General features: G+C 64.8%; 29 protein-coding genes and 1 pseudogene. 28 read left to right on the plus strand and 2 right to left on the minus strand.

Going from position 1 to position 25,405, the window contains the following annotated elements; translation table 11 throughout:
• Position 1 precedes the first annotated feature (1 nt).
• The 28 genes from AC5I49_RS11495 to AC5I49_RS11630 all read left to right on the plus strand — a co-directional run bounded on the left by AC5I49_RS11495 (position 2) and on the right by AC5I49_RS11630 (position 22,952).
• A complete protein-coding gene (locus tag AC5I49_RS11495) occupies positions 2-175 on the plus strand; it encodes a hypothetical protein (RefSeq protein ID WP_495789346.1) in 174 nt (57 codons plus the stop codon).
• On the plus strand, positions 175-339 hold the full coding sequence (locus tag AC5I49_RS11500; RefSeq protein ID WP_495789347.1) for a hypothetical protein: 165 nt from the start codon (positions 175-177) through the stop codon (positions 337-339). The genes AC5I49_RS11495 and AC5I49_RS11500 overlap by 1 nt, the downstream gene beginning before the upstream one ends.
• On the plus strand, positions 336-923 hold the full coding sequence (locus AC5I49_RS11505; protein WP_495789348.1) for an HI_1489 N-terminal domain-containing protein: 588 nt from the start codon (positions 336-338) through the stop codon (positions 921-923). The genes AC5I49_RS11500 and AC5I49_RS11505 overlap by 4 nt, the downstream gene beginning before the upstream one ends.
• A gap of 2 nt (positions 924-925) precedes the next feature.
• Positions 926-1,375, plus strand: a complete 450-nt coding sequence (locus tag AC5I49_RS11510) for a hypothetical protein (RefSeq protein ID WP_495789349.1) — start codon at positions 926-928, stop codon at positions 1,373-1,375.
• Between the two features lie 25 nt (positions 1,376-1,400).
• Positions 1,401-2,015: a DUF3164 family protein gene (locus AC5I49_RS11515; protein WP_495789350.1), complete on the plus strand. Its 615-nt coding sequence runs from the start codon at positions 1,401-1,403 to the stop codon at positions 2,013-2,015.
• Positions 2,012-2,722, plus strand: coding sequence for a DUF2786 domain-containing protein (locus tag AC5I49_RS11520; RefSeq protein WP_495789351.1), 711 nt, complete (start codon positions 2,012-2,014; stop codon positions 2,720-2,722). The genes AC5I49_RS11515 and AC5I49_RS11520 overlap by 4 nt, the downstream gene beginning before the upstream one ends.
• Positions 2,719-3,708: a recombination-associated protein RdgC gene (locus AC5I49_RS11525; RefSeq protein ID WP_495789352.1), complete on the plus strand. Its 990-nt coding sequence runs from the start codon at positions 2,719-2,721 to the stop codon at positions 3,706-3,708. The genes AC5I49_RS11520 and AC5I49_RS11525 overlap by 4 nt, the downstream gene beginning before the upstream one ends.
• 103 nt (positions 3,709-3,811) lie before the next feature.
• Positions 3,812-4,033, plus strand: a complete 222-nt coding sequence (locus AC5I49_RS11530) for a hypothetical protein (protein ID WP_495789353.1) — start codon at positions 3,812-3,814, stop codon at positions 4,031-4,033.
• Positions 4,030-4,470, plus strand: coding sequence for a phage protein GemA/Gp16 family protein (locus tag AC5I49_RS11535; RefSeq protein ID WP_495789354.1), 441 nt, complete (start codon positions 4,030-4,032; stop codon positions 4,468-4,470). Before AC5I49_RS11530 ends, AC5I49_RS11535 begins: the two co-directional genes overlap by 4 nt.
• A complete protein-coding gene (locus AC5I49_RS11540) occupies positions 4,460-4,843 on the plus strand; it encodes a Mor transcription activator family protein (RefSeq protein ID WP_495789355.1) in 384 nt (127 codons plus the stop codon). Before AC5I49_RS11535 ends, AC5I49_RS11540 begins: the two co-directional genes overlap by 11 nt.
• An 86-nt stretch (positions 4,844-4,929) precedes the next feature.
• On the plus strand, positions 4,930-6,102 hold the full coding sequence (locus tag AC5I49_RS11545; RefSeq protein ID WP_495789356.1) for a peptidase: 1,173 nt from the start codon (positions 4,930-4,932) through the stop codon (positions 6,100-6,102).
• 28 nt (positions 6,103-6,130) lie between these two features.
• Positions 6,131-7,066, plus strand: a complete 936-nt coding sequence (locus tag AC5I49_RS11550; RefSeq protein ID WP_495789357.1) for a major capsid protein — start codon at positions 6,131-6,133, stop codon at positions 7,064-7,066.
• Entirely contained in the window at positions 7,063-7,488 is a 426-nt protein-coding gene (locus AC5I49_RS11555; protein ID WP_495789358.1) for a hypothetical protein, read from the plus strand. The genes AC5I49_RS11550 and AC5I49_RS11555 overlap by 4 nt, the downstream gene beginning before the upstream one ends.
• Before the next feature lie 5 nt (positions 7,489-7,493).
• Positions 7,494-7,820: a DUF2190 family protein gene (locus AC5I49_RS11560; RefSeq protein WP_495789359.1), complete on the plus strand. Its 327-nt coding sequence runs from the start codon at positions 7,494-7,496 to the stop codon at positions 7,818-7,820.
• A gap of 5 nt (positions 7,821-7,825) precedes the next feature.
• Positions 7,826-8,332 carry a phage protein Gp36 family protein gene (locus AC5I49_RS11565; protein WP_495789360.1) on the plus strand — a complete coding sequence of 169 codons (507 nt, stop codon included), beginning with the start codon at positions 7,826-7,828 and terminating at the stop codon, positions 8,330-8,332.
• Positions 8,332-8,817, plus strand: coding sequence for a phage tail terminator protein (locus tag AC5I49_RS11570; protein WP_495789361.1), 486 nt, complete (start codon positions 8,332-8,334; stop codon positions 8,815-8,817). The genes AC5I49_RS11565 and AC5I49_RS11570 overlap by 1 nt, the downstream gene beginning before the upstream one ends.
• Before the next feature lies 1 nt (position 8,818).
• Positions 8,819-9,583 carry a phage tail tube protein gene (locus tag AC5I49_RS11575; protein ID WP_495789362.1) on the plus strand — a complete coding sequence of 255 codons (765 nt, stop codon included), beginning with the start codon at positions 8,819-8,821 and terminating at the stop codon, positions 9,581-9,583.
• An 81-nt stretch (positions 9,584-9,664) separates the two neighbouring features.
• Positions 9,665-13,078 carry a tape measure protein gene (locus AC5I49_RS11580; RefSeq protein ID WP_495789363.1) on the plus strand — a complete coding sequence of 1,138 codons (3,414 nt, stop codon included), beginning with the start codon at positions 9,665-9,667 and terminating at the stop codon, positions 13,076-13,078.
• A complete protein-coding gene (locus tag AC5I49_RS11585; protein ID WP_495789364.1) occupies positions 13,075-13,458 on the plus strand; it encodes a hypothetical protein in 384 nt (127 codons plus the stop codon). The genes AC5I49_RS11580 and AC5I49_RS11585 overlap by 4 nt, the downstream gene beginning before the upstream one ends.
• Position 13,459: 1 nt before the next feature.
• Positions 13,460-15,157, plus strand: a complete 1,698-nt coding sequence (locus tag AC5I49_RS11590) for a hypothetical protein (RefSeq protein ID WP_495789365.1) — start codon at positions 13,460-13,462, stop codon at positions 15,155-15,157.
• 9 nt (positions 15,158-15,166) lie between these two features.
• Positions 15,167-17,089 (plus strand): hypothetical protein, encoded by a 1,923-nt coding sequence (locus tag AC5I49_RS11595; RefSeq protein WP_495789366.1) that lies wholly within the window; start codon positions 15,167-15,169, stop codon positions 17,087-17,089.
• Positions 17,090-17,115: 26 nt separating this feature from the next.
• Positions 17,116-18,276: a hypothetical protein gene (locus tag AC5I49_RS11600; RefSeq protein WP_495789367.1), complete on the plus strand. Its 1,161-nt coding sequence runs from the start codon at positions 17,116-17,118 to the stop codon at positions 18,274-18,276.
• A gap of 2 nt (positions 18,277-18,278) precedes the next feature.
• Positions 18,279-19,076 carry a hypothetical protein gene (locus tag AC5I49_RS11605; RefSeq protein ID WP_495789368.1) on the plus strand — a complete coding sequence of 266 codons (798 nt, stop codon included), beginning with the start codon at positions 18,279-18,281 and terminating at the stop codon, positions 19,074-19,076.
• The gene (locus tag AC5I49_RS11610) at positions 19,073-19,513 is read left to right on the plus strand and encodes a hypothetical protein (RefSeq protein WP_495789369.1); all 441 of its coding nucleotides are present in this window, start codon (positions 19,073-19,075) and stop codon (positions 19,511-19,513) included. Before AC5I49_RS11605 ends, AC5I49_RS11610 begins: the two co-directional genes overlap by 4 nt.
• Before the next feature lie 7 nt (positions 19,514-19,520).
• Positions 19,521-21,419, plus strand: coding sequence for a hypothetical protein (locus tag AC5I49_RS11615; protein WP_495789370.1), 1,899 nt, complete (start codon positions 19,521-19,523; stop codon positions 21,417-21,419).
• Positions 21,412-21,633, plus strand: coding sequence for a hypothetical protein (locus AC5I49_RS11620; protein ID WP_495789371.1), 222 nt, complete (start codon positions 21,412-21,414; stop codon positions 21,631-21,633). The genes AC5I49_RS11615 and AC5I49_RS11620 overlap by 8 nt, the downstream gene beginning before the upstream one ends.
• A gap of 145 nt (positions 21,634-21,778) precedes the next feature.
• The gene (locus AC5I49_RS11625) at positions 21,779-21,982 is read left to right on the plus strand and encodes a Com family DNA-binding transcriptional regulator (protein WP_495789372.1); all 204 of its coding nucleotides are present in this window, start codon (positions 21,779-21,781) and stop codon (positions 21,980-21,982) included.
• On the plus strand, positions 21,939-22,952 hold the full coding sequence (locus AC5I49_RS11630; RefSeq protein ID WP_495789373.1) for a hypothetical protein: 1,014 nt from the start codon (positions 21,939-21,941) through the stop codon (positions 22,950-22,952). Before AC5I49_RS11625 ends, AC5I49_RS11630 begins: the two co-directional genes overlap by 44 nt.
• 75 nt (positions 22,953-23,027) lie before the next feature.
• Here the strand turns inward: AC5I49_RS11630 and AC5I49_RS11635 are convergent, their stop codons facing one another.
• Complete coding sequence (locus AC5I49_RS11635) at positions 23,028-23,264, minus strand: hypothetical protein (RefSeq protein ID WP_495789374.1); 237 nt, start codon at positions 23,262-23,264, stop codon at positions 23,028-23,030.
• Positions 23,265-23,439: 175 nt separating this feature from the next.
• Positions 23,440-25,275, minus strand: a pseudogene (gene ligD / locus AC5I49_RS11640) (non-homologous end-joining DNA ligase); the annotation flags it as partial.
• Positions 25,276-25,405: the final 130 nt, after the last annotated feature.

A 25,405-nucleotide genomic window follows, 5' to 3' on the forward strand; every position in this document is an offset into this window, starting at 1 on the left:
CATGACGTTCTCCCTCTCCATCACGATCTGCCTGGGCCAGCGTCCCATCGTGCACATCGGCGACTTCGCCCATGTACAAGCCGCCACGGACTACGCACTCCAGACATGGCCCGGTGCAGCCCTGGTGACCGTCAAGCCGGTCAAGGTCATCAATCTGTGCAAGGAGGCCCTGTAATGCGCCAGCGCACCTACATCGAAATGGAGCGCTACAGCTGCGGCATGGGCCTGGCCGAGCGCATCGCCCTGTGGCTGCTCATCGCGTTCTGCATCTTCGGCAGCGGCGCCGCCGTCGCTCTGGCGTGGGGCTTCATCGAGTACCCGGGGAGCTGGCCGCTATGACCGATCTCTCATGCCCGGCATGCGGCAGCGAGTTCGACCTCGCTACTGCATTCGCCAGCGAGGAGGACCGCCAGGCGCTCGCCCGCCTGGTAGCCGTCAGCGTACCCATGGGCGCCCGCGTGCTGCAGTACGTCGCGCTGCACACGCCGGCAAAGCAGCGCCTGACCTCGGCCAAGAAGATCAAGCTGATCCTGCAGCTGCTGCCCGACTTGGAGCGCCAGGCCGTCGCGCACAAGGGCCGCGACTGGTCGGTGCCGCTGACCGTCTGGGCCGCAGCCATCGACCAGTTGCTCGCCCAGCGCGACGCTGGCCGGCTGGAGCTCCCGCTCAAGGGCCACGGCTATCTCTACGCCGTGCTCGCTGGCATGGCCGACAAGGTTGGTGAGCAGGCCGAGCAGCAACGCGATCAGGACCTGCGCCACGCAGTTCGTCCCAACGCTGCGGCGCCGATGGACTTGGCCCAACTGGCGAACGCCCAAGACCCAGCGCTGGTTGCGCTCCAAGAGCGCGACCGCAAGGCCGCACCGATCCCTGAACACCTGCGTCTACGGATGGCCGCTATCAGCGGCAGGAAAGGAACATGACCATGGCACGGAAAACCAATATGAGCGCCGAGAGCGCTGCCATCGTGGTGTACCTGCGTAAGTTCGGCCCTCAGACCCGCCAGAAATTGACCGAGGTCGTGCCCACCGACACGCCTGGTGGCCTGGCCAAGCGGCTGTCCAACCTGCGCGCCAATGGCTGGGTGCAGATCGAGGAGGCCGAGGGCATGCCTGTCCTGTACGCCATCAAGCCGTGTGTGCGTGGCCTGTTCCCCGAACTGGACGCACGACCGAGCAAGGTCGCGGGCGCCACGGCACAGGATGGCGCCCCGGCCGCTCCTGCCACACAGGCGCTGGAGCCGGCACCTCGGCCTGCACCCGTCGAGCGGTACATCCCCGGCCCAATGGTCATTTCTGCCATCCCTCGGATGGGCACGGCACGTCCTGGTGCCCTGGCTTTTCTCGCTGTCCCCAGCCGGGGCGTCCGTTGCTGATCACCGAAAAGAGAACGCAATCAACATGACCACAGAAACCATCCCCCCAGGCTACTGGCAAGACGCCCGTGGCAACCTGGTCCCCGAGTCCAAGGTCAAGCCCATCGACAAGCTGCGCGACCAGTGCGTGCGCGACCTTTGTGGCATGGCAGAGGCTCAGATGCGTGGCCTGGCGAAATTCAAGCTGCAGGCCATGCAAGACGTGGCCGCTCTCGTCACGGCGAGTCTGGAGCAGTACGGCGTGAAGAGCGGCGGCGACAAGGGCAACGTCACGCTGACCAGCTTTGACGGCGAGTACAAGATCCTGCGCCAGATGCAGGATCAGATCGTCTTCAGCGAGCAGTTGCAGGGAGCCAAGGTATTGATCGACCAGTGCGTCACGCGCTGGGCCGAGGGCGCCAATGACAACATCAAGGTGCTCATCAACGATGCGTTCCAGGTCGACAAGGCCGGCAAGATCAATACCGACCGCGTGCTGGGCTTGCGCCGCCTGGACATCCAGGACGAGGACTGGCTGCAGGCCATGCAGGCGATCTCGGACAGCATCCAGGTGGCCAGCACCAAGCCCTACATACGCTTTTACAAGCGCAATGCCACGGGCGGCTATGACCCGATCACTCTGGATCTTGCAGCTGTATGACGCGCGACGAAGCACTCCTCAAAATCAAGAAGTGCCTGGCTCTGGCAGCGAGTCCAGAACCGCACGAAGCCGCAGCAGCGCTGCGTCAGGCTCAAAAGCTCATGGAGCAATTCGGCTTGTCGGAGACAGAGGTCAGTCTTGCGGATGTATCGGAATCACCTCGGAAGGCACCGAGCGTGCCACTGGTGATATGGGAGGCCGCGTTGGCGCAGGCGGTGGCTGAGGTGTTCGCCTGTGAGTACTTCACCCAGATGCATCCGGTTTTGGCTCCGAATCGAACTTGGCGCAAAGAGCGTCAGTTCGTATTCGTCGGTGTGGGCATGGCTGCAGAAGTCGCCGGCTATGCCTTCGAAGTGCTGGCTCGCCAGTGCGCCAGGGACCGCCGAGCGCATATGGGCCTGCAGTCGAAGAACTGCAAACCGAAGACCAAAGTCGCCCGGGGAGACCTGTATGCCACGGGGTGGGTTTCAGGCGTGCGCGGTCTGCTGCAGGCCTTCGCTGGCAACTCAGACGACCAGGCTCTGGTGACGCGCTATATGGCGCACCAGCATCCCGAGATGAAGAAAGCTAAGTTCAAAGACCGCACCACGGGAAAGAACGTCAAGCACGACGATTTCGAGCGCGGCCACAAGGCTGGCCGAAGCGCTGAACTCAATCACGGTATCCCGGCAAGCGCGGCACTCAAACAAATCGAAGGGCGCCCATGATCAAGAACGCCATCATCTATCGCATCTCCGGGTCCTGGATGCCCGACCTGCAGGCACTCGAAGCCGCCCTCGCCAAGAGCCCGTTTGCCGCGTGCGGCGCCACACAGGAGCGCAGCGCGGGCTGGGTACCGCCGCGTGGTGAGGAGCATGGCCTGCTGGTCGAGTCCGTGGCCGGGCAGTGGGTCATGCGCTTCATGACCGAGGCCAAGGTGCTGCCCGCCAGCGTGCTCAATCGCCGCGTGGAGGAGAAGGCCGATGCCATCGAGAAGAACGAAGGCCGCAGGCCAGGCAAGAAAGAAAAGAAGGAACTCAAGGACGAGGCCAGGCTGGACCTGCTGCCCATGGCCTTCACCAAGCAGGGCGCCATGTGGGTCTGGCTGGACCCCCAGGCCCGCACCCTGGTGCTGGACACGGGCAGCCAGGCGCGTGCCGACGAGGTGGTGAGCGCACTGGTCGATGGCCTGACCGGCTTTGCGCTGGCCCTGCTTGACACGCAGACCAGCCCCCAGGCCGCCATGGCGCATTGGCTTACCACGCAGGAGCCTCCTGCCGACTTCGCCATCGACCGCGAGTGCGAGCTCAAGGCAGCTGACGAATCCAAGGCCGTGGTGCGCTACGGCCGGCACCCTCTGGACATCGCCGAGGTCCGCCAGCACATCGAGCACGGCAAGCTGCCCACCCGCCTGGCGCTGACCTGGGACGACCGGGTGAGCTTCGTGCTGACTGAGCAGTTGCAGGTACGCAAGATCACGCTGCTGGACGCGGTGACCGAGGGCCAGTCTCAGGACGATGGCGGCTTCGATGCTGACGTGGCGATCACAACGGGCGAGCTGTCCCGGCTGATCCCCGACCTGATTGACGCGCTGGACGGCGAGGGACGAACGGGGTTGGGCCGGGTCCTGCCGGCATCGCTGCAAAAAGCTGGCGCGATGACCGGGCCAGGCCATGCACCTGCGGATGCCGATCCTGATAGCGCTCCGTTTTAGGCCTGCGAGGGCCGCAGAGGCCTTCCAATTCATTCCAAAAGAAAAATCCAGGGGGATGCCGCTGTCAGGGCGCTCCCCCGCTCAGATCGCCGGAAATCCAAACATGCCATCCGATGCCGAAAAACACTGCCCGCTGTGCAACGAGAGCTGGCCGGCAGATACGGAGTTCTTCTACCCGGATATCGCCAAGAAAGATGGGCTGTGCTTTTGCTGCAGAGCTTGCTACAAGAGCCGCTATCGCCCGACAGGCAATCGCACCAAGCAGCCGCTGCCTCCCCAAGTCCGCCCCACTGATGCAATCGCCCAAGTCTGGAGCCTGCAATGACCGCCAACCACATCGCCGCAATCCACGCGCTCAAGTCCAAGCTGCAGCTGACCGACGATGACTACCGCGCCCTGCTGCGCAATCTGACGGGCCTGGCCAGCAGCAAGGACATGACGCCCACGCAGCGCGAAGCCGTGCGCGACCACATGCAGGGCCTGGCCGAGCGCGCAGGCGTGGCCAAGCCGACGCGCAGCCGCCGCAACACGTTCGCGCAGTCCAAGGAATCCGCTTCGCCGAGGGAGCGCAAGGTGTGGGCGCTGTGGCACCAGCTCTACCGTGACGGCAAGCTGCGCGACAACAGCGCTGCTTCCCTCAATGCATTCGTGCAGCGCACGGTCAGCGTCTCGGCGCTGCGCTTCGCCACCAGCGCGCAGCTGGACACGGTCATTGAAGCGCTCAAGGCTTGGCAACAGCGAGGAGGTGCCGATGTCTCCTGACACGCGTGATCTGGAGCTGCTGCTGCCCACCGAGTACCCTGGCCTCTGGCGCGACATGGCTGCCGCCATCTATCTGCGGCTGCGCAGCGGGGGCGAGATCCCCGGAGATCCACGCGCGCATGCCCGCCTGGCAATGGCCTTGGCAGAGACCGTCGCCGAGGCCATCGGCGGTGACACGATCTATATTCCTGTCGGCCACTTCTTCCACAACGACACCCGTTCCCGCGCCTTGATTGCAGATTGCACACCGGGCACAAACCTGGCAGAGGTTGCCAGGCGCCACGGCTACACACCGGCCCGTGCCAAGCAGATCCTGCGCGATTGGGCGCGCGAGGATTTCCAGGCCCGCCAGGGCCACCTCTCGCTGGATTGATGCAGAGCGGCGTCCCGCGCCCTGACGCCGCTCCCTAGAAGCTGCCCTTCTAACACCCGCGCGCATGCACTCCGAAGATTCGGGGCATGACGCACACCACGGCTACCCCCAAACCCCTGCACATTTTCAAGCCCGGCCAATGGACCACCACGGCCGGCGAAAAGATCGAGTTCAGCGAAGCCGATCTGCAGGCCAGTGCGCGGGCCTACGACCCCAAGAAATCCAAGGCCCCCATCGTGGTGGGCCACCCCAAGACGGACGACCCAGCGCAGGGTTGGGCCGCTGGTTTGACCGTTGGCGAGCGCGGCCTCTACGCACTCCCCGAAAAGATTGACCCTGAATTCGCCGAGGCGGTCCGCGCTGGCCGCTACGGCACCGTCTCGTCCAAGTTCTACCGGCCCGACGACGCCAACAACCCCGTCCCCGGTGTCTGGTACCTGCGCCACATCGGCTTTCTGGGCGCGCAGCCGCCGGCAGTAAAGGGCCTGGACGCCCCCGAATTCGCTGATAGCGACGACGGATGTGTGTGCTTTCAGGAGGGCATCGCTTTCGGCGAATGGGATGCCATGACCTCCGCCAACCTGTGGCGCGGTCTGCGCGACTGGATCGTCTCCAAGTTCGGCCTGGAGGAGGCAGACAAGGTGCTGCCCAGTTACCAGGTCAGCTCCCTCGAAATCAACGCCAACCAGGACCTGCGCACACAAGGCAATGCCGTGGCGTTCGCAGAAACCTCCGTACTTTCCCGTCCCTCTCATCCACCCAAGGAGTCTGCTGTGAATGAACAAGAAGCCGCGCAGCTGCGCGAACAAAACGCCGCGCTGCAGCGGCAGGTCCAGGACGCGCAACAGCGCGAACACGAGCGCCAGGTCGAAGCCATCCGCCAGGACAACGTGGCTTTCGCCGAATCGCTGGTGGGCCAGGCGCGCATCCCATCCTCCATGAAGGACCAGGTCGCCGCCATCGGCGCCCAGCTGCAGTCCACGCCCGACGTCGAGTTCGGCGAAGGCGACGACAAGAAGCCGCTGCATGCGCTTTTCCGCGAGCTCCTGCAGGCCTTGCCAGCTCAGGTCGAGTTCTCGGAGACCGCCACCCGTGAACGCGCCGCTGCCGAGGCCGCCAGCACAGCCAGCACGCCGGCCGAGTTTGCCGAAGGCGCTGACCCTGAGCGCGTGCAGCAGGACCAGCGCATCCGCGCCTACGCCAAGAAGCACAGCGTGTCCTATGCGACGGCTGCGCACGCAGTGATGCGCCAAAAGTAATCCACCCCCATACCTCAAGGAGAAACACATGGGACGTTTGAGCAAACTGCGCGTGGTGGACCCGGTCCTCAGCGCGCTGGCCTTGGGCTACAGCAATGCCGCCTTCGTGGGCGAGCAGTTGCTGCCCTTCGTGACGCTGGACAAAGAGGGCGGCAAGATTCCAACATTCGGTAAGGATGCCTTCCGCATCTACGCGACCGAGCGTGCATTGCGCGCCAAGTCCAACCGGATCAGCCCCGAGGACGTCGACGGCATTGACATCGCGCTGGACGAGCACGATCTGGAGTATCCGATCGACTACCGCGAAGACGCCGAAGCTGCGTTCCCGCTGCAGGCCCACGCGACCAATCGCGTCGTGGAAGGCATCCGCCTGCGCCACGAAGCCATGGTGGCCAGCATGACGCAGAACCCCAACAACTACCCGGTGGGCAACAAGATCGCGCTGTCGGGCTCCAGCGTGTTCACAGACCCCGACAGCGACCCCGAGGGAGTCGTGGATGACGGCAAAGCTGCTGTCCGCAACAAGATCGTCAAGGAACCGAACACCATGGTGCTCGGCTACAAGACCTGGCGCGCGCTCAAGCGCCATCCCAAGCTCAAGGCGATCCTGAGCGACCAACGCTCCCGCCTGGTGCAACTGGCTGACCTGCGCGAGATCTTCGAGATCGAGAACATCGTGGTGGGCAAGGGCATCTACGCCACCGACAGCGGCGCCGTGATCGACCTGTGGGGCGGCACTCTGGTCATGGCCTACGTGCCCACGGCCGCACCGGCTGCTGCCGGCGATGCCCCCGTGCGCTCCGCCTACGAGCCCAGCTACGGCTACACGCTGCGCAAGCGCGGCAACCCGGTGGTCGACACCCGCACCGAAGACGGCAAGCTGGAAATCATCCGCAACACCGACATCTTCCGCCCCTACATGCTGGGCGCTGAAGCTGGCTACCTCGTGACGGGAGCGGCATGACCATGGCCAAAAGCAATCCACCCCAAAAGCCGGCAGCTGCAGTGTCAGCCGCCACCGATGTGGCCAAGGGCACGCCCGATACCACGGGGCAACTGCAGCAAGACGGCCAGAACACTGCCGGCAGCGCCGCAGACATCGGGCAAGTCACCGCAGCAGAGCCCGGCGCCGGTTCGGCCGGCAACGCTGCTGGCCTCGGCGACAACGCCCAGCTTGTCCCGACAGGCGCCTCCGACCAGACCCCCCTGCTGCATCCCGACCAGGTGCAGCAGGGAGATCCCATAAGGGCCTACATCGTGGACTCCGTCCCGATCCGGCACAACGGCGAGTACTTCGGTCTCGGCGAGCGCATCGAGCTCGCGGAGAGCGATGCATTCCGCCTGGGTGGCTTGGTCACGCTCGCCTCCCCTGACACAAAGGAATGACGTCCATGCAAACCGAACAGATCCTCATGGCCACCAGCGAAAAGGCCACCACAGCTCTCAAGCGCCAGCGCCTGGTGAATTTCCTGGGCGGCCAGGCCGGGGATGGCGAGGCCACGCTGGGAACGGCCAATGCCGACTACTCGCCAGGCGAGCAGGCCGGCGTCAACACCCACGGCTCGTTGCTGGTCGAAGCTGGTGCCGCTATCGCCCGTGGCGCGCAGGTCCAGTCCGACGCCCAGGGCCGCGCCATCACGCTGGCCGCAGGCGTGGCGGCCGGCCGCACCCGCGACGCTGCCACGGCAGCTGGTGAAATCATCCGCATCATGCGCTGACCGCCATGGCCGCCTATGCATCCATCGCCGACCTGGTCAGCGCCGCCACTGGCGGCTGGACCGAGCTGGCGCAGCGCGCCGCGCCCGAGCAGGTGCTCGACGGCGCGCTGCTGCAGATCGTGGCCGCAGACGGCGACACCAGCGAGTGGACGCCCGATGCCGTGGTGGTCGCCACGGCCGCGCTGGCCCGACTGCAGGATGCGCTGGAGCGCGCCAGCAGGCATGCCGACACCTACCTGTTCCCCCGCTACCGCGTTCGCATGCCGCTGTCCCTGGACCTAGTCCAGGGCAGCAGCCTGCCTGCGGCGGTGGCCGCGATCGCGCTCAAGCGCCTCTACGGCACGTCGGTGCCCGAGGATCTGCGCCGTGGTTCCGCCTGGGCGGATGACTACCTGGCCGGGTTGTCGAAGGGTACGGTCAGCCTGGGCGGTGGAGATGCCGACGTCGCGCAGCCGCCCGGCCGAATGGTTACACGTGCCCCGTCCAGTGCCTTCGATTGGGGAGCGTACTGATGTCTACGACCACCGCAGCCGCCACGGCGCACCCCAACAACTTCCTGGAGCCCGAGCCTCATATCGTCGCGCGCATCAAGTCGCTCCTGCCAGGCGTGCATGTCCTGACCGGCGCGGATCTGGCCGCAACGAAAGAGGAGTCGCAGCCGGTCCCTGCTGTGCATGTGATCTGGAACGGCTTTCGGGTACTGGAGACGCGGATTGACGGGCGAGTTTCTCGCCTCGATCACGAATGGCTGATCGTGTCGGCCGTTCGCAATGTGCGCGGGCTCAAGTCCGGCGCCGATGCGCGCGTCGAAGCCGGCGAACTGTCAGCCCGGGCTGGCGCCGCCGTGATGGGGTTTCGTCCGCCGAACGTCGCCGGGCCGATGCGCCTGGCGCCGTCGCCCGGCTCGGGCTACAGCCAGGCCGGCTATCTCTACCTGCCGCTCGCCTTCCTGGTGGAGTCGGTTTTCCAAAGCGCTGAATATTTCAAAGGAGCCTGACATGGCCGTCGAAGTCACCAAGCAAATCTACAAACCGTCCATGACCGTGGGGCAAGTCTATGCACGCGTCTATGGCTCTGCCGGACTGCCGCTGCCGATCGGCAACGTCCTGGAGCTGGCCCTGGAGCATTCCGAGGATGTTCAGACGCAGGAAGACATGACGCGCCTGGGCGGCGGCACGCACGCCGAAGTGCGCCGCGTCAAAGAAGTGAAGCTCAAGGCCAAGCTGGCGGACCTGAACGTCGTCAACATGGCTCGCAGTGTCTTCGGCACCGTGGAAGCGATCGGCGCCGGCACGGTGCAGGCTGCGCCCTACATCGCCACGCGCGGCGGCCTGCTGCCGATCGCCCACATCAGCCCCACGGCCGTGGAGGTCAAGAAAGGCACCGATGCGGCCAGTGCGACTCCCGTGCCCATGGCCGGCAACTACGAAGTCCGACCTGAGGGCATCTTCCTGCTCGCAGATGCGCCGGGCATCGCCGACTCGGACAAGCTCTGGGTGGACTACAGCTATGGGGCATATGCGGCGATCGAGGCCCTGACAACCAAGGCCGTGGAGCTGAACCTGGTGTTCGGCGGCTTGAACGAGGCCGACAGTGGCAATCCGCAGGTCGTGGACATCTTCCGCGCCAGCCAGGGCATCACCAAGGCCCTGACCCTCATCGGCAAGGGCTTCAACGCGCTCGACGTCGAGGGGACCGTGCTCATGGACCCGACGAAATCGGGGGACGGCGTCAGCCGCTACTACCGCACCCGCATGGGCTGATCACCACCGTCCGGCACCCGGGCCGCCGCCGCTGCATAGGCGGTGTGCGGCCCATCTTCTTTTTCTTGTTCGCCTTTCCCCATGTCCAACGACAACAAGCTCGAATTCCAAGTCAGCATCAAGCGCGACGGCGTGGGCGAGCTCGCGCAGGACCTGACAAAAGTCGAGTCGAGTGCTGAGGGCGCAGGCAAGGCTGGCGCGCAAGCCGGTACCGCGCTCGACAGGCTTGAGGACGCGGCCAAGCAAGCAGGGACTGGGCTGGACCAACTGGCCGCAGCAGAGGGCAAGGCAGAGCAGCAAGGCGCGCAGCTCAGCGCGGGAGCGAGCACAGCAGGCCAAGGCATGGCCGCGATGGGCCAGACTGCGGCTCAAGCCGGCCAGGGCCTGGCAGAAGTGGGTGGTGCGGCAAATAATGCCGAAGGCGAATTGGCCGGACTGCGTAAAGCGGTGGATGCCAAGACGCAGGCCATCAAGGCGGGACTGCAGGTCGAGCAAAGCGAGATCGAGCTGCAGCGGCAGCACCTGGCTGCCACCCGTGCCGAGCAGCAGGCGCGCCTACAGGCGGCCCAGGCCCAGGGCGATGAGGCTGCGGCAACGCAGGCGGGCAATGCCCTGCGCCAGATCGAGTCCGATCAGCTGGCGCTTGTGGCTCGGGCCAAGCGCGCAGAAGCCACGGCCATCCAGCAGGCCACAGATGCGCGGCGCGAGGAGCTTGGCGCTGTAGGTCCGTTGACAGCGGCACAAGACAAGGAGCTCCAGGCTGCCGAGAACCTAGCCAAGGCTCTGCGTGTAGAGGCAGCCGCAGCTGATCAAGCATCCCAACGTGCACGAGAGCTGGGCACAGCACACCAACGCAGCGCCTCGGCAGCCGATCAGTTGAACGGCCGGATCGCGAACCTCACCCAGATGCTGGGCCAGATGGCAGCGGCTCTGGGTGCTGCATTCACGTTCCGTGAGATGGTCACCGCCGCAGCGCAAATGGAGCAGTTGCGCAGCGGCCTGGCGGCAGTCACAGGTGATGCCGAGAAGGCCGGGAAAGAGCTGGAGTTCGTCCGCGTCGTGGCGTCGCGTATTGGCTCCGATGTCACCGAGGTTGGTAAAGCGTTCCTGGGGCTTTCTGCCGCAACGCGTGGCACAGCGGTCGAAGGAGAGCCGACGCGGCAAGTGTTTGAAGCCGTGGCAGCAGCTATGGGCAAGGCGGGCAAGTCGAGCGCAGAAACTGGCAACGCGCTCATGGCACTGTCGCAGATGGCAAGCAAGGGCGTTGTGCAGTCCGAAGAGCTGCGCGGCCAGCTCGGCGAAGCTCTGCCTGGCGCGCTGAATGCCGCAGCCAAGGGGCTGGGCCTGACAACGGCCGAGATGATGAAGCTGGTGGAAGAGGGCAAGATCACCGCTCAGGACATCTTCCCGGCTCTGGCACAAGGCCTAAACGAGCTGTATGGCGGCGCCCCGCAAGCGCAGACGCTGAGCCAAGAGTTCGTGAACGTCAAGAACGCCGCTGTCGATATGTCCGACCGTATTGGCCAAGCGGGCGGCCTGCGTGTGCTGAAGGTGGGCGCGGAGTTGGCACAAACGGCCATCCTTTTGCTGGGCGAGGGATTGGTCTCCACAGGTCAGCGCATTGGCGTGCTCATGGGCGCCCTGGCAACGCTGGACTTCAAGGGCGTCAAGCAGGCCTTTGCAGACATCGAAGCCGAGAGCCGCGACAAGCTGCTCAAGGCAGCCCAACACAACGGTGTGCTGCGAGACGCGATCATGGTGCTGGGGTCGGATGCAGAGAAGACCGCGCTCGCTCAACGGGAGCAGGCCCAGGCAACGATTTCTTCGGCCGCTGCTGCCAACCAGGCGAGTCCATCCTGGGTGAAGCTGCAGAGCGACTACGGCAAGGTCACGGAGTCCATCCGCGAGCAAATTGCCGAGACCGACAAGAGCGTCATTGCCCGCAATGCTGAAGGCAAGGCAGCGGTTGCGCTCGCAGATGCCTTTGGAACAGAACGCGAGCAGCGGGTCGCGCAAGTCAAAGCATCCGAGGACAACGCGGCCGCTCTGAACAAACTGGCAGCCCTCAAGGCGACAGAGCTGGCTGTGATGAAAGCAGAGCTTGAAGCCTTGCAGATGCTCTACAAGGAGAAAGCCAACCAATCGCCAGAACGCAAGAAAGAGCTGGAGGAACTGCAAAAGAAGATCGACCTGCGGCAGCAGGACACGGACAAAGCCGTTGCACAGGCTCAGGCATCGCGCCTGGCTGTCGAGCAGTCGAAGGCCGAAGCCGAGGCGAACAAAGACAACAGCAAACGCGTCATCGAGCTACGTGAAGCCTGGGAGCGTGCTCGGCAGGAGCTGGATCGTGTCCGTGCTGCGAAAGCTGCGGGCAAAGCCACCACAGAAGAACTAGAAAAGGCCGAGCTGGCGGCGGGCAAGGCTGCGTATGTCTACCGCGATGCCCTGCAGGACCAGCTCAAGACCATTGAGGCCAAGCGCAACCTGGCGCAGGCCGACATCGATGTCCAGTCGGCAACTGTGCGCGTCGCCATCGAACATCAGCGCGCAATCTATGAAGTCGCCAAGGCCCGAGGTGATGAGCAGACCGCCATGGCCGCTCAGAACGAGATCCGCCGCTTGGAGATCGAGTTGCTCACACTCACGGCACAGGCCAAGCGCCTGGAGGCGGATGCGGCCATCGCCGCCGCCGAAGCCAAGAAGGCCGAGCTGATCGCCTCGGGCGAGTACACGGGCGCCAAGAAACTGGAGATCGAAGCCGCAATCAAGGCCGCAGAAGTGAAACGCAAGGAGGGTGACATTGCCGAGATCACCGCCAACAAGCTGCGAAATCTTGCTCGCGTGCAAGACGATGTCAAAAACTCGGCGGACAAATCGACAGATTCCATCAACAAGCAGGCTGATGCCATGGAGCGCCTGGGCGACGGCGTGGAGAAAGTCGGTTCCGGATACCGCAACAAAGATGGCTTCACTTCGGATGCCAAGGGCAACGTCCAGTCCCAGTTCGTCTGGACGCGCGCCATGATCATCGACTACCTCAAGCAGGCTGGGCTCGACGAAAAGGTCGCCGCCGAGTTGTCCAAGCAGTTTGTGGATGCCAACGGCAATGTGCCCTACGAAGCCTCGGATGTGCAAAAGAAATGGGGCGGCAACTACGGCACGCTTGCGACAGCACTGGGCAAGATGGCCGAGTACTACAAGTACGACGACTCCGGCAAGCACGAAGCCGCGTACATGCTTGAGCAAGCCAACGGCAAAGACAAGCCCACGAAGCCCGCACCTGGTCCATCGCCAGCCCCCGGCCCGGCACCCGCACCTGGCCCAGCACCAGCCCCTGGCCAGGGCGGCAACACCTACGTCAACAACATCACGATCAACGGCGTGGAGCCCTGGGGCTTCTTGAGCGGCACGACGAGCCACACCAGCAAGCAGAGTGCAGACACCGAGGTCGATCTCATGCGCAAGCTGGCACAGGCGAAGGGAGTGGCCCAATGATCACGCTCACCCGCGCCGGAACGACGCTGGACCTGTCTGACCGCCTGATCTGGACGGACGAGTACGCCTGGAGCCCGGCCGTCACCGAGACACGCTACAGCACTAGCGGCGCGCTGCATGTGCATGTAGGGCTGCGCCAGGCCGGGCGGCCGATCACGCTCGATGGCCGCGATTCTCAGGCCTGGATCTCCCGTGCGCTGTGCGACCAGCTCAGGGCCTGGCAAGCCCTGCCCGGCGAGACGTTCCGGCTTGTGGTGCGGGGCGCACCGCGCACGGTGCTGTTCATGGAGTTTCTGGCCAATCCTATTTGGCGCCTGCTCGACGCCGAGCACACGGCCGAACTGCAGTACGTGCCGTCCTTTAAGTTCATGGAGATTTGATATGCCGCTACTCGCAGGCGATATCCGTTTTGCGCGCTCGGCGAATATGGCCGACGTCCCCGAGGGAGGAGGTCCGCCGTCCGCGCGGCTGCTCACATCGGGCAAATCGAATGAGATATTCCCCGACATTTCCGAAGAGACCCGGACCACGGGCCGGGTCGAGATCTATCAAATCTTCGGCGTGTTGCGCAATACGGATCGCACGCAATTCCTGGGCAGCAACGTGATTCTTGCGGAGCCACCTGCAGACCCGAATGTGTCGGTCACCCTGTTGTCGCTCAAGAACCCCTTTGCGACACGCGCTGATATCGCACGGCGCATTGAGTCCGGCATGGCAGCTGGCAGTGAGTTCGCGGGCTACTTGCTCGAAAACCACTACACGACGATGCGCAGCATCCAGATTTTTCAACGTCCCGGCATGCCGCCTCCGGCTATCGGACGCACCTTCGTGCTGGTCTATAACGAAGGGCTTGCTGGCGAGCGCCGGCAGCGCATCCGCGTGAAGGCCACGGACACGGTGATCCGCATGTTCACCGAACTGGTGGGTGGGCAACTGGTGGATTTCCAGGCCCAGGTGACCACATGTGAGCTGTTCGATGGGCTCCTATTTGACTTCCCCGGCTCCCCTGCAACGCGCACTTTCGCCCGTGCTGCAGGCAAGACGCTGTTGCGCGAGACCGTCTATAGCGACTCTGGACTGTTTTACAGCGCTACGCGCCTGACGGCCGCGACCGGTATCAATGACGCATGGCTCCAGCTGGCAAGCATCTACACGCAAGTGGTGCCCAACAGCCGCAGCGAAGTGGCCTCCGTCGACCAGATGCCAGCGGCACGGCGCAGCATCGTGCTTGCCGAGGCCCCCCGGCGCGTGGAAGTCGGTATCACGCCGCACACGCAAAGGTATGTGATCGACGAGGCGAGCGCTGGGCTGACATTCGTCTGGCAGTGCAACCCCTTGCCGGAGCCGGGCACGGTCTTCATCGACTTCTGGGCGCTGGGACAGCGCTACACATTGACTGATGACGGCGCGGGAAAGCTCGTAGGAGCAGGCGGCGGCGCGGTCAACTACCTGACCGGCAGCATCAGCGCCACGCTCAAATCCATCCCTGACATCGGCAGTTCGATCGCGCTGACCCATGGCGCCCGCGTGTCGTACACCTCGCGTGCAAACCAGGGCGCTGCGATCCGCCCCCCGGAGTATTGCTGGGTGGTCGGAGGGCAGGACGAAGCAACAAAGCACGACCGCATTGTTCCCGGCACGTTGGTGGTCAAGTACCCAAGTGCCGGCGTGGTGCGGACTGTCTCCGAGGCCGGCGCGGGCAAGCTGGCGGGCGATGCTGCAGGCGTTGTCGACTACCACAGCCGCACCGTGTTGCTGCGGCCGAACTTCATGCCCGACCCGGGCGCGGAGTTGCAGGTCGACTGCAAGCTGGAGACGATGGTGACCGAGATCATTCCCGGGGTCGGTCCTGATGCCGCCGGTTTCGCCGCATTTGGCCTGGCGCAACAACCGGCGGCCGGCACGCTGCAAATCGAGTGGTGCGTCGCGCGTGCGGTGAGCCAGACCGCAGGCGGAAGTTTGACAACCACCACAGCGAGCAAGACCGCAGACACCTCTTATGTGTTCAAGGCGGTCCCCGAGTGGCAGGAGCCGCAGTCACCGGGCCAGAACATCGCCATCAGAGCCGCATACGCATAGGACACCCCAATGGCTTACGAAATGATTTCTCGGCCTTTTGCCGTGACGACCACAAACGCCAGCAGCGCGAGTCTGACAGAACAAAGCGGCACCACCGCTGACAACCGTCTGGTCTCAATCAAGACCGTCACCGATGACGGCGCCGGCCGATTTGCCGCGGGCCTGGGCACTGTGGATTACGTGGGCAAACAGGTCTCGCTCAAGATGATCGAGTTCGACCGCAGAACTGAGGCCTACCGAAGCGACTATGAGGATGCAAAGCAGTTCTCGCGTGCCGTGAGCGATGGTGCGGGCGCGTGGCAGGACAACGGCCGCAAGGGCGGCACCTATGGCACGGCCGGGGTGGGCGAGGAAATGCTTGGAGGCTCCAGCATCGTCGCGCGCTACCGTGTCGGCGCCAGCGCACCACGCAACCACAGCGAAACATACAAGCCCGCCGAGGTCACGATGGACTTGTGCCCTTACACGTCGCAGCGCATCGTCGCGGGTAGCGTGCAGTTCAGGTGGATGGGCCAGGTCTACACGGACTTCGACGGCCTGATCTATCGAGGGCGCACCGCCATCGACCCGGGCATTGCAAGCGGCAAGATCGATTACGAGGCCGGCACCGTGGGCATGTACGACTATGTCGTGGGCGGAAGCGGTGCAACGGACTTCCAGCTGCAGAGCCTTTGGACGCAGGCGGGCCAATGGTCCACCGCCAGCGTGTTTTTCAACACAGATGCTGCGCCGCTACGGGCAGGAGCAGGCGGCTTCGTCCTGACCGTTGTAGACACGCGAGGCAACACGCTGACGGCCAACGTCGACGGGCAAGGCAATGTCACAGGCTCGCATATGTGGGGCCGCGTCGATTTCTCGCGCGGCGGTGTGCAGTTGATGTTCGGCGACTTCGTGTTCGACGCGGACCTCAGTGCCGAGGAAAAGGCCGAGTGGTGGTACAACGCGGCCGACGTAGGCGCGGTCCAACCTGGCCGGATCTGGCGGCCGTGGCCGGTCGACCCGACGACGCTGCGCTACAGCGCAGTGAGCTACATCTATCTGCCCGTCGACGTGACGCTGATGGGCATCGACCCGGCCGCGCTGCCATCGGACGGCCGAGTCGCGTTTGCCCGGCCTGGTGACACGTGCGTCATTGGCGTCACCCACGGCGGCGTCCAGTTCGCTCCCCAGGTCGGACAGACTTTCAGCCTTGGACACGAGCGCCTCTCGTTCGTCCAGGTGCTTGATGCGTCCACTGGCGCTGAGATCCGCACGGGCTACACCGCCGACCTGGATGCCGGCACCGTCAAGTTTGTGGACCTGACCGGCTACCCCGCAGCGGTCAAGGTCATCGGCCGTACCGAGGTCTATCGCCAGATCGCCGAGGTGCGGATCGACGGCAAGGTGAAGCTCACGCAGCCTGTGGGCTATGCCTTCCCGGCAGGAGCCGTCTTCTCGACAGCGCTGCGCTTCGGTGACCGCTTCTCGCGCGTGTCCCGGACCTACGACCAAGCTTCTTGGAGTGGCACGACCTGGTATGACGGCGTTGACCCGGCCAAAGGGGAAGCGGCCGCAACGTACAACGCGGCGGGTTTCCCAATTGAGGTCTCCAACCTTGGCGCGATCACCGAGCGCTGGGCCCTGCGCTTGCGCAGCGACAACATCACATTCGATCTCATAGGCCAACACCTTGGGCAGATCGCCAGCGGCACGATCAATGCTGACTTCAGCCCGCTGAACACTGCGGCTGGCGCGCCCTACATGACCGTGCGCGCGGCAGGCTGGGGCGCGGGTTGGGTGTCTGGCAATGTTCTGTTCGTTGACACGGTAGGCACCGAGGCTGCGATTGACGTGATCCGTTGCACGCAGCCGTCGAGCCCGGCTGGCATTGACGACAGCTGCTGGTTGGTGCAGCGCGGCGACGTGGGCCGCGCGCCCGAATCCGACTTTTAACCCCTCACTCAATACACCTGGTCATCATGATCTATCACTACGACTCGACCATGCCGGGCGCGCTGTCCTTGAGCGGCACGGCGGGCTCCTTGAAGGCTTTACTCAAGACCTACCTGGTGGACGGCGCGGGCACTGGTCCGGTCGCCTCGCTCACCGTGAGCGCGGGCGTTGCGTTGGCGTCCTACTCGTCCGGGCACCCCTTCCGTGCGGGACGCATTGCGCAGTTTGCTGGCGCCACGCCTGTGGCGCTCAATGGCCTCAAGATGGTATTGAGCACCACAGCGAACTCCGTGACTTTTGCGGCTGCAGGTGTGCCGGATGGCCCGGCTGCGGGCACCATCACCAGCAAGCTGGCGCCAGCAGGCTGGACGGAGCTGTATCCTGGCACCGCAAACGTGCTCGCACTCAGGCCGAGTTCCCCAGCAGCCTCCGGCTGTGTCTTGCGCGTCGACGACACGGGGACATTGACAGCACGGGTCCGGGGCTATGAGTCCATGACGGATGTGTCCACCGGGATGGGGCCAATACCGTTGGAGTCTCAAGCCAGTGGCGGCCTGCGCTGGCTCAAGAGCGCTGCTGCAAGCGCCGACGCTCGGGGCTGGACGCTGATTGCTGACGAGCGTGCGTTCTACCTGGCTGTCGACGCAGCAGGCAACGGGCGCTGCACGGTGTACCTGTGCGGAGACATCCAGAGCGTTAAATCGGGCGATGCTTGGCCCTGGGTGCTGACAGGGAACACCACTGAAGGCAGCACCACCTCATCGCCCCTCACAGGCTGCGTTGGCTATGCAGGACGCTCTGCCAGAGATGGTGCATACATTGCCAGGGCGCACACGGGCATCGGTGCTGCAATGCTGGCTCAGCGCATCGGACAGGCCCAAAACGGTACGGCCAGCGAGGCCTACAGCGGCACTGCCAATTACTCGATGCTGGGGCTTGGCCCCAATGGTCCCAACAATGGTCTGATCACATGTCCCGTGGAGTTGATCGTGCTGGGTCAGCGTGGCACCCTCCCTGGCTTGCATCACCTGCGCTCAGACTGGTCTGGTGCCATCGGCAATGGGTCGGTGATCGAAGGGACCGACGACCTGGCGGGGCGCAAGCTACTTTCTATCGCCGCTGGCCCCCCGGCCGGAAACGTCACACCAGGCGTCGTGATGGTCGACATCACCGGACCGTGGAGGTAGCCGTGGCAGTCTCCGCGCGCTTTTGGCGCCTGCTGTTCACTTCGGGCAACGGCAACGATATCTGGCTGGCCGAAGTCGAGTTTCTTGATGCCGCTGCATCTCTTGTCTCTCCAGCTGGCGCCGCTGTGATCAGTGGGGGCGACTGGGGTGCAGGCTACGAAAAGGAAAACGCCTTCGACGGGGTCAAGAGCGCCAGCAACAACGGCTGGGCGTCCAAGCCGGCTTTTCCGGCATGGATCGGGCTTGCATTTCCCTCACCAGTAGCTGTCTCCACCGCAAAAATCTACCTCTCGCCCATTGCAAGCGCATGGGACGAACTGCCAGTGCCAGGGCACGTTCATCTGCAGCACAGCGACGATGGGTGGCGTTGGGGCAACACGTTCCAGCGATTTAACGGGGACTATGTGGTCGGCGGCATTCTGTTGTCTCAGCCAGGAGGCCCCCTCACCATGTCCAACAACCATGCCCTGCTTGCCGCCAGCGCAGCGTTGGGCAGCACGCATGTCATGGGCTCACGCGCATTGCTCGCACGGGATATGGAGTTCGGGGGCGCGGGCCGTGTGTGGGGCACCAATCAGATCGAGCTGACAGGCGGCGCGCTGGTCCCTGCAGGTGGGCGTGTGGTGCTGCTGCGCCAGCGCGACAAGCTGGTCGTGCGCGAAACATGGGCAGACCCCATCACTGGCGCCTGGGAGTTCAGGGGCCTGGACACTCGGCAGGATTTCCTGGCCCTGGCGGAGGATCTGGCGGGCAACTATCGGCCCGTGGCGGCGAGCAGGCTCACTCCGGAGGTGCCATGAGTGTCAGCGGTGACTGGGAAATCAGCGCCGTCACTGCGTTGGCGCAACTGGCTGCGATCGTCGTGCGTGCGGACGTGGGCCCTGCCAACGCCCGACTGGCGCTCTACACGACAACGCGGCCGACGCTCATCACCGACATCCACGCAGACCCGGCACAGGCGCAGATCGTGCTGGCCAAGCCCTGCGGTGCCATCGTTGACGGCGCCTTGATCCTGCACGTGCGCGACCTGGCCGGCGCCCTGGTGCAGTTCAATGGTCAGCCTCGTTGGGCGGAGTGGATCGCGGCGGACGGCGCCGTGCTGACGCGCTGCGATGTCTCGGACATGGATAGCGGAGGCGGCATACGCATCATCGGCGGCACCACACCCGAGGGCCAGACATCGCCCATGCTGTACGCGGGCGGGCTGGTGCAGCTCGGCTTGGTTGCCCTGACTTGATAGACCCATGGCACAAGTACAGCTTGTCTTCAACCAGCAGGGCCAGCCCATCACTGGCGGCCCCGTGCGCCTGGTGTTCGGCGCCAGCGGCGGCGGGCCACAGCGGCCTGTGGTCGCGGAGGGCAGCGGCCGCATTACCGGGCTGCGTGGTCACCTGCGCATGCGTGTGGGCGTGCAGGCGTCAGCCGCAGCGCGCATCACCGGGCTGCGCGGCCATCTTCGCACTCGTTGGGACTCGAACGTCAGCCGGACCACTCGCGCAGTACTTGGCACAGGTTGGCAGACGGCTACGCCTGCAGCTGCCGCTTTGCACACGGCCTGGCAGGAGACAGCGGTGCTGCGCGTCGTGACTGCGAACCGATGGCAGCAGGCGCGTCCCCAGCACGGTGGCCTGCAGCCTCTATGGCACGAAGCGCTGCGCGAACGCGGAGCCGTCGTGAGCCAGTGGCAGCAGGGCGAGCCGGGCCGGGCCGGGCTGGACCTTTCCTGGCAAGAGGCCCAGCGACTGCGAGCTGTGAGTCTGATGGCCTGGCAGCAGGCTGACCTGCGCCGGGGCGCCTTGACCACGGCGTGGCAAGAGACCTTGCATCTTCGTGCCGCTATTCGTCGCCACTGGCAAGAGGCCGAGCAACTGCGGGCGTCCATTCGCAGCAGCTATGGCGATGGACAGCAGCTGCGCATCACGCTGCTGTCACGCTGGCAAGAGGCCATTCGGCCCGCCTCCGGCCAAAGCATCATCGTGTTGCCACCCGTGCGCCCGTGCTACGAGCCCACGCTGCCGGCGCGCCTGGTGTTCAAGCTACCGGCCAGCGGCGGGCTACCGGCGCGCCTGGTGTTTGTGTGTGATGGACATGGCAACCCCAACCCCCAGCCCGGCATCGTGGTGCCGGCGCGTAGGACCTACATCATGATCAACTCCGTCGAGATCCGGCGCGCGGACGCCCTGGCCGGCGACCCGCTGCCCAGCGAGAGCTTTCAGATGTCGCTCAACCGGCAATCATGGACATGGACTTTCTCGGCGAGCTTCCACGCCGCTGCGCGCGATGCGCTCATGCCCGGCCCAGGTGGTCAGCCCGTCGAGCTGGAGGTGCGCGTAAACGGTCAGCCGTTTCGGATGCAGGGCGAGCGTATCGGCCGCAGCAAGCGATTTCCCGAGCACCTGGTCACCGTGTCGGGCCGGGGCAAGGCCGCGCTGCTGGACGCGCCGCACGCTCCCGTGCAGACGTTCACGCACACGCTGGACCGCACGGCGCAGCAGCTCATGAGCGAGGTGCTGACGGTCAACGGTGTGGGCTTCGGATGGAGCGTGGATTTCCAACTGACGGATTGGCTGGTGCCGGGGGGGATCTGGATGCACCAGGGCACCTACATCAGCGCGTTGACCGATATCGCAACCAGCGTGGGCGGCTACCTGCAGCCGCACGACACGGCCCCCGTCCTACATGCGCTGCCGGCGTGGCCGCTGCCCTGGTGGCGGTGGAGCGAACTGGTGCCCGACATCGATCTGCCGGAGGGCATTGCCGAGGTGGACGAGACCGAGGTGATCGATGTGCCCGAGTACAACCGCATCTTCGTCGCAGGCGAGGCGGGCGGCGTCATGGGCGACCTGACCCGCACCGGCACCGCTGGCGACGTGCTCAAGCAGCCGATGGCCGTGCATCCACTCATTACGACCATCGGCGCCGCAAGGGCCCGCGCAATTGCCGAGTTGGCTGAATCCGGTCGACAGCTCAAACACAAGATGACGCTGCCCGTGCTTGCAGAAACGGGCGTGATCAAGCCAGGCCGCGTGCTGCGCTACTACGACGACTCAGGCACGCGGCGCCTGGGCATCGTGCGCGGCACGTCGATCTCGCAGCAGTACCCGGTTTTGACGCAGGCGCTGGAGGTCGACAGCCATGTCTAACCTCTACCTGCAGCTCAAAGAAATCCTCGCGCCTGGCCGCGTACAGATTGGCAAGGTCGTGGCCGTCGCCGATGGCGCGGTCACTGTGGAGCTGCCTGGCGCGGGCCGGGTTCGCGTCAAGGGCCAGGCCACCGAGGGGACCAGTGTTTTTGTTTTGGAAGGAGTGATCCAGGGGCCGGCGCCCGACCTGCCTGTTTATATAGACGTGATCTGAAAAAAGACGGGCGACCCGGCCAGGTGCGGTAACACCAGGTCGAACCCCGAACCTGCAGAACGTGCCTGCAAGCCCGGCCAGGCCCGCCACCCTCGCGAGAGCGGCGCCAGCATACCGGATTTTCCGTATAGGAAAGATGCTTGCAATGGAAGAAATACGCTGCGGCTCCTGCCGCCGCAAGCTCGCGGAGGGTGAGTACACCCGCCTGAGCATCAAATGCCCCCGCTGTGGAGCATTCAATCAACTGAGCGCCGAGAGCGCCCCCTCTGAACGCCCCTTGAGCGTCAAACAAAACCTAAGCTCAAATGACAGACGTTCAATTCCCGACTTTCACACAGCCCAACGATGACGCCGCCGTCAGCCTCGGCCGGGCACCTTCACTCGCAGACCGCTATCTTGCTGCCCCGTTCTCACTGCTGGACGCGCGCGCAGGCTGGTGGCGTGAGCGCAAGGCGGCCTGGTTATCTACCGGCATTCAATCAGAGTTGGGGCGCGCGGGTGGCCTTCTGTTCTCTACGTCAGCGCAGCCCCCTGCAACCTACGCTGCCAAGAATGCCTTCGAATCAACCCTCGGCCGCAAGGCGACTTGGTCAGAGTTCTCCCAAGCCCACCCCGACCAGATCAAACAACATGGCACGAGCGTTTTTGACCCCGTGCTGTGTGAGCTGATCTATCGCTGGTTCTCGGCGCCTGGGCACCAAGTGCTCGACCCGTTCGCAGGCGGCAGTGTTCGCGGCATCGTGGCCGCAGCCACCGGGCGGCACTACGCTGGCGTTGATCTGCGGGGTGAGCAGGTCGAGGCCAACCGAGCTCAATGGCAGATTCTTGGTCGGTCGAACATGCCGGCGCCGGAATGGGTTCAGGGCGATGCGCTGGAAGTGCGCCAGGCGTTGCCGGGTCTGCAGGCGGATCTACTGTTCTCGTGCCCTCCCTATGGCAATCTGGAGCGCTACAGTGACGACAAGGCCGATCTCTCGACCATGCGCTACCCGCGCTTCTTGCAGACATACCGATCCATCATCAAGGAGTCGGTGTCAATGCTTCGTCAGGACAGGTTCGCCTGTTTCGTCGTGGGTGACCTGCGTGACGGTCAGGGCCTCTATCGGGGCTTCGTCAGCGACACCATCGCAGCTTTCCGCGACGCGGGAGCTCACCTCTACAACGATGCCATCCTGGTGACTCAAGCGGGCTCTCTGCCGATCCGCATGGGGCGAGGCTTCGAGCTGTCGCGCAAGCTGGGCAAGACGCACCAGCATGTCCTCGTCTTCGTCAAGGGCGATCCAAGGCGTGCGACCGCTGCATGTGGTCCTGTCCGCTGAGGGCTTGGCTCTCCCCTGAAATGAAAACGCGCCAGGTTCATCTGGCGCGTTCTTTTTTGGGAAAGCTCATTCAAATTAGGTGAACCGCTCTCTCAACGCGGCATGCCCGGCCTCCTTGGCCGAGTCTGGATCGATGCCAAGCTGCTGGAGCCATCGGGGGTTCGTGTAGGCTGTGCGTGCGTCAAGGATGGCCGTGCGGTGCTTGTCCAGTTGACCGAACGCGGCAGCCATCCGTATGGCTTCAGCCCAGCGGCCGGCCGCCATGTGCTCACGGACTTGCGAGGCCTTGGATTGCGGGGGGGTGGTTTTCATCTCGGGCTCCTAAAGTCGGTCGGACTCTAGATGCAAGCCCCGCAAGGTGCGAGTCCGGAGAACTGCGGACGTGCCCCGTGATGTAGCGGCCGGACGGCGCTGGTTTGCAATTTGTTTTCTCAGTGCGCAACACAGCGGATCATGCATTTATTGCGCTGATGGCGGCGCATTTATCGCGGCGCGCTTCAATCTTGGTGATGCCGGTGGAGGGGTCGATGACACGCTCGGCATGGGTGATGGCGATCGTGGCGGGCAGGCGCGCCGCCTTGGCCATGCGGGGCGGGGCGGCTTTGTGGCGGGTTGCGGTGCGGGGTGAAGATGCGGTCGATGGCACGTGCTGTGGCTCCTCTTTTGCGATGCGGCGCGCAGGCTTGTCCGTGCGCAGGCCCTGGAATACGGCGTGGCGGATGCGGCCGTCCGCGGTCCATTGCGCGAACGAGACTTCGGCCAGCAGGGTGGGGCGCACCCAGTGCACCTGGCTGCCAAGGCCCCGGGTGTCTGCCAGCGGGGATGTGCCGGTGGCCAGGCCGTCCAGGCGCTGGCGCAGGTCGGCCAGGGTGCGTGCGTTGAAACCCGTGCCGACCTTGCCGGCCGCGTGCAGCTGCCCGTCCTCGCCATGCACGGCGAGGACCAGGGCCCCCAGGCCGGTGCGCGAGCCCTGGGGATCGGTATAGCCGGCGATCACGAACTCCTGGCGGTGGCCGCACTTGAGCTTGATCCAGTCCATGCTGCGCCGCGAGACGTAGGCGCTGCCGCGCCGCTTGCCGATCACGCCCTCCAGGCCCAGCCGGCAGGCGGCGGCCATCAGGTCGGCGGGCGGGGCGTCAAAGGCCTGGCTGAACCGAACGCGGTCCGACGGCGCCTTGTGCAGCAGCTCCTGCAACCGCTGGCGGCGCTGTTCCACGGGCTGCTGGCGCAGGTCCTGGCCGTCGTGCCACAGCAGGTCGAAGGCGAAGAAGACCAGCAGGTCGGTGTGCTCGCCGTCGAAGGCATTTTGCAGGGCCTGGAAGTCGGGGCGGTCGTCGCTGTCCAGCATCAGCACCTCGCCGTCGATCCAGCCTGTTTGCAAGGGCAGGGCCGCCAAGGCGCGGGCCAGGGCAGGCATTCTGGCGGTCCAGTCCTTGCCGTTGCGCGTGACAAGCCGCACGGTACCGCTGTCGATGCGGGCCAGCAGGCGGTAGCCGTCGAACTTGCTCTCGAAGATCCATTGCCCGGCCTCCGTGGGCGGGCGGTCCACCAAGGTCGCCAGCTGGGGGGCGATCTCCTGCGGCATGGTCGCGGTGCCAGCGTGCTGCTTTCGTGCTGCCGCTGGCGCTGTTGCTGTTGCTGTTGTTGTTTCTGTCGTTGCCGCTGCTGCAGGTTCCAGGGGAAGGCCGGCCACGCTGTCGGGCATGTCCTCGACCACGCTGAATTCGCCGGCGGCGCGTTCCAGCCCGTCATGCTCCTTGATCAGCAGCCACGCGGGTTTTTTGGCATCGTCCTTGCCGCGCATGCGCACCAGGGTCCAGCGGCCCTGCAGCTTGTGGCCGCGCAGCTCGAACTTGAGCTTGCCCTTGCGAAGGCCCTCGGCGGCGTCGCCTTGTGGCCACCAGGTGCCCCGGTCCCAGATGATGACCTTGCCCGCGCCGTACTGGCCCGGCGGAATCTGGCCTTCGAAGCGGTTGTAGGCCATGGGGTGGTCTTCCACCTGCACGGCCATGCGCTTGTCGGCCGGGTCGTAGCTGGGGCCCTTGGGCACGGCCCAGCTTTTCATGCTGCCGTCCAGCTCCAGCCGGAAGTCGTAGTGCAGATGGCTGGCCCAGTGCTTTTGAATGACGAATTGCAGGGCGCCCGCGCCGGGCTGCCCTGCAATCGCGTCGCTGGAAGGTTCTGCCGAGGGCTCCGGCGTGCGCGTGAAGTCGCGCTTTTGCCGGTAGGCCGCCAGCGAAGCGGCAGCCTTGTCCTGCCCGCCGGCCGCAGCAGCCCGCCGCGGCTGCTGCGTGACCGGGTGGCTGCGGCGCGGTGCGGGCATGCGGCGCTCCTTCAGAACATCAGTGCAATCAAAATGATGATGGGAATGGGCACGCCCAGAAGAAAAAGCAGTATGGATCGCATGAATGGCCTCCGTTCAATGAATGGTTGGATGGTGTTGACTGCGATGC

Source organism: Delftia sp. (genome assembly GCF_059499305.1).